General features: G+C 64.5%; 5 protein-coding genes. All 5 read right to left on the bottom strand.

Features of this window, described 5'->3' with window-relative positions:
* Positions 1-248: DUF2528 family protein (locus tag BM186_RS25890; protein ID WP_139228044.1), on the bottom strand; the 248-nt coding region annotated here is incomplete at its 3' end.
* A gap of 3 nt (positions 249-251) precedes the next feature.
* Entirely contained in the window at positions 252-1,451 is a 1,200-nt protein-coding gene (locus BM186_RS25885; RefSeq protein ID WP_074919314.1) for an AAA family ATPase, read from the bottom strand.
* The gene (locus BM186_RS25880) at positions 1,451-3,226 is read right to left on the bottom strand and encodes an integrase (RefSeq protein ID WP_074919312.1); all 1,776 of its coding nucleotides are present in this window, start codon (positions 3,224-3,226) and stop codon (positions 1,451-1,453) included. Before BM186_RS25880 ends, BM186_RS25885 begins: the two co-directional genes overlap by 1 nt.
* A gap of 3 nt (positions 3,227-3,229) precedes the next feature.
* Complete coding sequence (locus tag BM186_RS25875) at positions 3,230-4,183, bottom strand: hypothetical protein (RefSeq protein ID WP_074919311.1); 954 nt, start codon at positions 4,181-4,183, stop codon at positions 3,230-3,232.
* Positions 4,183-4,464: a hypothetical protein gene (locus tag BM186_RS25870; RefSeq protein WP_074919309.1), complete on the bottom strand. Its 282-nt coding sequence runs from the start codon at positions 4,462-4,464 to the stop codon at positions 4,183-4,185. The genes BM186_RS25875 and BM186_RS25870 overlap by 1 nt, the downstream gene beginning before the upstream one ends.
* Positions 4,465-4,630 lie beyond the last annotated feature (166 nt).

Raw genomic sequence — 4,630 nt, 5'->3', positions numbered from 1 at the left:
TTCCAACCGTCTTTTTCGACGAAGGCGCCGCCGATTTCCAAGAAGGCGAAAACAAAGCGCTCGGCAGCCAGCTTGACTAATGCGCGGATCACATCGCCATCCGCATCGCTCAGGCGATCATCGTGACTGCTCCAGAACTCATTGATCTCGGTGGCGCGCTCTGTGGTGAGGATGTCGAGGTCAACTTCCAGTGTGATCGACCAGTCCTTCCAGTCGTCGCTCAGGGTGAATTTCTGCAGGTTGGCCATGGCTCACACCTCCGCAATGATGTCCGCCGACAGGCGGGTGGCGCCGACCAGGGCGGCCTGGTTGAAGGCGGCGGCCAGCATGTTGTGCACGGCCAGTGGGTACAGCACCGAGCCGTTCTCCTTGGAGCCGGTGCCGGTTAGCTTGCTGCGCAGGGCTTCGATGGCCGGTTCGTCCATCACCTCTTCCAGCGGCTTGTTGACCAGCTTGAAGCGGTGCTTGAGGTAGTCGCCCAGGTGCTGGTCGAGCGGGTTGAGCTTCACCACCTCGCAGCGCTGCACCACCTCGCGCACGTCGGCGCGCTTCTCGCTGAGTTTGTTGGCCAGCTCGGTCTGGCCGATCAGCACGATGCTGAGCAGCTTCTCGAAGCCGTCCTCCAGCTCGAAGAAGCGCTTGAGGTGCTTGAGCGTCGGTACCGGGATGGCGTGGGCCTCCTCGATCACCAGGACGTGGCGGTTGCCCATGCGGTGCGACTCGCGCAGCACGTTGTGCACGGCGCGGTACCGGGCATCCAGGCCGCGCGGCATCTTGCTGCCGGGGCTCACGGTGGCCAGGATCGCCTCGCAGATGTGCATGGCCTTGAGGGTCTTGCCCTTGAAGTCGTCGTCTTCCATGCCGATGACGTAGGGCTCGATGACGATCACCGGCTTGTCTTCAGTGCGCAGGCGTTCGTGCAGATCCTTGCGGATGGTGGACTTACCCGAGCCGGACTCGCCCAGGATCGCCAGGAACACGCCGTAGCGCGTGACCTGGTAGAGGCTTTCGCGCACGTAGCGGATATCCGGCGAAACGAACAGATCAGCGCTGGTGCGCGGGTCTGCGAACGGGTCGCCGAACATGCCGAAGTGCTGGCGTGCCTGCTGTGTGAGTTTGGTTGCGCGTAGTAGCATTGTGTCGGGCTCCTCGATTGGCTTCTTGGAATTGCGGTGCTCAGGCCGTTGGGCGTTGCAGCGCCCAGCGGCCACCTTGGTGTTCTGCTCCTGGTTCTCCTCCTCTTCGAAAATGCCCACCAGCTGCATGCCGGTGACGTTGAAGCTCTCCAGCCAGGCGACGATGCGGGTCTTCAGGTCGTCCTGGTGGATGGTCTTGGGCCACATGCTGTGGTTGATCAGCTGGGAAATGGTCGGGCGGCTCAGGCCCAGGTCTCGGGCCAGGTCGGCCTGGCCCAGGTTGTGGTAGCGCAGCAGTGCTTTGAGCTTGAGCATCACGCACCTCCTACGACGGAAAGGGTTGGTCGGCGGGTGAAGGCGGCGCGCAGGCTGGCCTCGACGCTGTCGAGGGCTTCTTCCTGAATGCCGGCCGGGTGGTGCTGGCTAAGCCAGGCGTAGTGCTCCGGGCTCCAGTCGGTGAAGCGCGCCTGCAGGCGTTTGGCGGCGGCGAAGATGCTGAGCGGTGGCGCGACGACGGTGGGTGCTGCCAGTTCGTGCTCGGTGCCACGGCGCGGCATGAAGGTGGGCAGCTGGGCATCGTCGATGTGCTTGTAGGGCTGCAGCTGGCCACCGAACGGGATGGCTTTGGCCTTGCGGGCCGCTGCCACGTCTTCCTCGGTTTCGGCGCCCATGGCCAGCTTGGCGGCCTCCTTGCGTGCCACCTGGGCCGGGGTGTCGGCCATGCGCTTGAAGGCTTCGCCGATCACCGGGGCGGTTACGTCGAAGCCCAGCTCGTTGCGGGCGACCACCGGCACGACGTAGTACACCTCATGGCCGTGGGCATCGACGGTCACCACCTGGGCGGCCTGATCGTTCCAGGGGTTGCGGGTGACCATGATCTTGTCGCCGACCATGACATCCGGCACCACCGATACATCGAACTCGCGGCCCTGGAAGCTGACGCGCATCTTGGTGTTGACCTTGCGGCTCTCGGGCTCGGCCACGGCCAGCTGGCGGCATACTTCGACGCTGGGCACCTTGATCAGCTGTTCCTGGCGGATGGTCAGCCACACGTCGGTGCGCGACTTGCCGTGGCGGCTGTGCTTGGCGGTGGCGTTGAAGTGCATGCGCCACTTGGCTGCCAGGGCGTTCAGCTCGTCCAGGTCAGCCACCGGCTGGAAGCGCAGGCCGGCCTCGAACTTGCGTTCGATGATGTTCCGCGCGTTCTCGACCTGGCCGGTGACGCGGGCGGCGCCCGGTGCGTGGACGATCATCTGAATGCCCAGGCTGCGGCAGAGGTTCTTGGTCATGCCGGCGGTGTTGGCTGAGCCGGGGTCCATCATCAGGCCGAAGGGCCGGCCGTGCATGAGGTCGGCGCCGCCGCGCTCCTGCATGGCGTTGATCAGCACGCTGTTGAGGTTCTCGCCGCTCTCGGCGCCCATCACGTACTGGAGGTAGATCCAGCCGCTGGCGTGGTCGGTGATTTCATACGACCAGACGCGGTCGGCTGCGATGCGCGCGAGGTTCTTGGGCTTGTTCTTGTAGAACTGGTCCGCCTCCATCACGCGCAGGCCGTTGGCGTTCTTCTCGGCGGTTGGCTTGAGGTAGTAGAGAACGCACAGCGAGGCGTCCACCTGCCAGATGTGGTTGGGGTACAGGCTCTGCAGCTCGGTCACCGGCGCCGGGGCCAGCAGCTGGTCAGGGTGCAGCTTGTAGGCATACAGGGCGCGGCTGATGGCGCTGAGCGACATCGGGCGGATCTCGCCGCTGACCTTGTCGATGGCTTCGGCGCGGATCATGCCGCTGGCGCGCAGCGCCTCGACGGCATCACCCAGGGAATAGAGGCGCTTTTCGTTGCGGCGGGCGGACTCGATCAAGGTGGCGCTGATGGTCAGCGCCTCCTCGCGGGTGAGCGCGCTCTGGCCGGCATCAGCGCGGCGTTTACGGGGAGCAGCGGCCACGGTCACTTCCTCCAGTTTGCGGTATAGGGTTGCCAGGCTCAGGCCCAGCTCCTGCGCCGCAGCCCGGCACAGGGCGGTACGCTGGCCGCGCGCTGCGCGTTGCAGCGAGCGGTCCAGGTCGACCAGGCGTTGGGTAATGACGGCGCTCATGGGTTAGGCCTCGGCATCCGTGATGGGCTTGACGCCTTCCTGGTGCATCCAGGAGAAGTCCTCCTCTTCGCCCACCTCGGGCAGCTGGAACTCGGCCTTCAACTCGCCGAGCAGGCGCTGCAGGTGGGCGATCAGCTGGGCCTGGAAGCCGCGGTGGTCGCTGCCGGTCTCGGTCGCGTGCTGCTCCAGGCTCTCGAAGGCGGCGCGCAGCTTGCCGCTGATGTCGGCCTCGGCTTCGAAGGCGATGCCGACTACCTCCTGACGCAGCTCCTTGGCGGCGTCGTCGGCCGACATGGTTTCGATGCGGCGCTTGGCCTTCTCCAGATCCTGCTTGGTGCGATCCAGCTCGGCGCTCTTCTTGCTGAGCACCTCGCCAAGGGCGTCGTAGTCGGCCTGGGTGTCGGTGAGCTTCTTCTGCAGCTCGTCCTTTTCCTTGGTGTGGGTGTGGATCAGCTCTTCGGCTAGGAACTGCACGGCGTCGAGGTTGCCCTGTTTGGAGGCTTCGATCAGGGCGGACTTGGCGTCGTCGGGCAGGCGGCGCCATTGGCGTAGGTCGCGGTAACCGATGCCCATGCGGGTCATGGCTTCAAGGGCTTCCTCGCCAAAGGCGCGGAGGTTCGCGATGTCCTGGTTCGCCTTCTCATCAGAAACGCCCAGCAGGCTGCAGAACTCTTCCCAGGTACCCGAAAAAACCAAACCGTTTGGTGCGGTTTTGCCCTTGATAGCCCTGTAGAGCTTGTTTTCTTTAACGAATGCGAGTTTTGAAGCCCAAACCGTTTGGGAAAACTTGCCAAAGGTTTCGGCCATCTGAGCCTGGCCCAGCAGCTGATTAACTAGGTCGCGTTCTTCGTCCATGCCTTGGGCGATGGCGCCCAGGTTCTGGATGACGTTGACGGCTTCTTCGTTGACCGGGGCGTCCTGTACCAGCTCGGCGCTGGTGGCGGCTTTACGAGGCATTACGCGGCCTCCTGCGTGCGGCTCTCGGCCAGCTGCTGCAGACGCAGGATGGCTTGAAAGCGGTTGTTGTCGGCCTCGATCAGGGCGTTGCGGAACTCGTTGTGGCCGCGCAGGCGACCATGCTCGAAGGCGTCGGCCTCGACGGTGCCGGCCTGGTAGGGGCTGGTGACCAGGGTCTGGTCGATGCGGTTGCGCAGCACTGCTGTCATGCCTTGCATGAAGGGCTCGCTGTGTTTCTGTTCGCCCCTGAGCAGAGCGATCGACAGTTGGTTGAAGTCCATGTGGTGCTCCTTGTTGTTAGCGGCTGGCACCGGCCAGCACGCGTTGGTTGATTTCGTTGATGCGGTGCTGCGCGGCGCCCATCTCGTTGGCGTGGGCCTGGGCGATCTGCAGCAGCGCGATGGACGGGGCGAAGCGGCCGTTGTCGAGCTTCACGGCCAGGCCTTC

Source organism: Ectopseudomonas toyotomiensis, assembly GCF_900115695.1.
Taxonomy (GTDB): domain Bacteria; phylum Pseudomonadota; class Gammaproteobacteria; order Pseudomonadales; family Pseudomonadaceae; genus Aquipseudomonas; species Aquipseudomonas toyotomiensis.
Note: the sequence above shows the minus strand (reverse complement) of the source record. Positions and strands in the feature narration are given on the sequence as shown.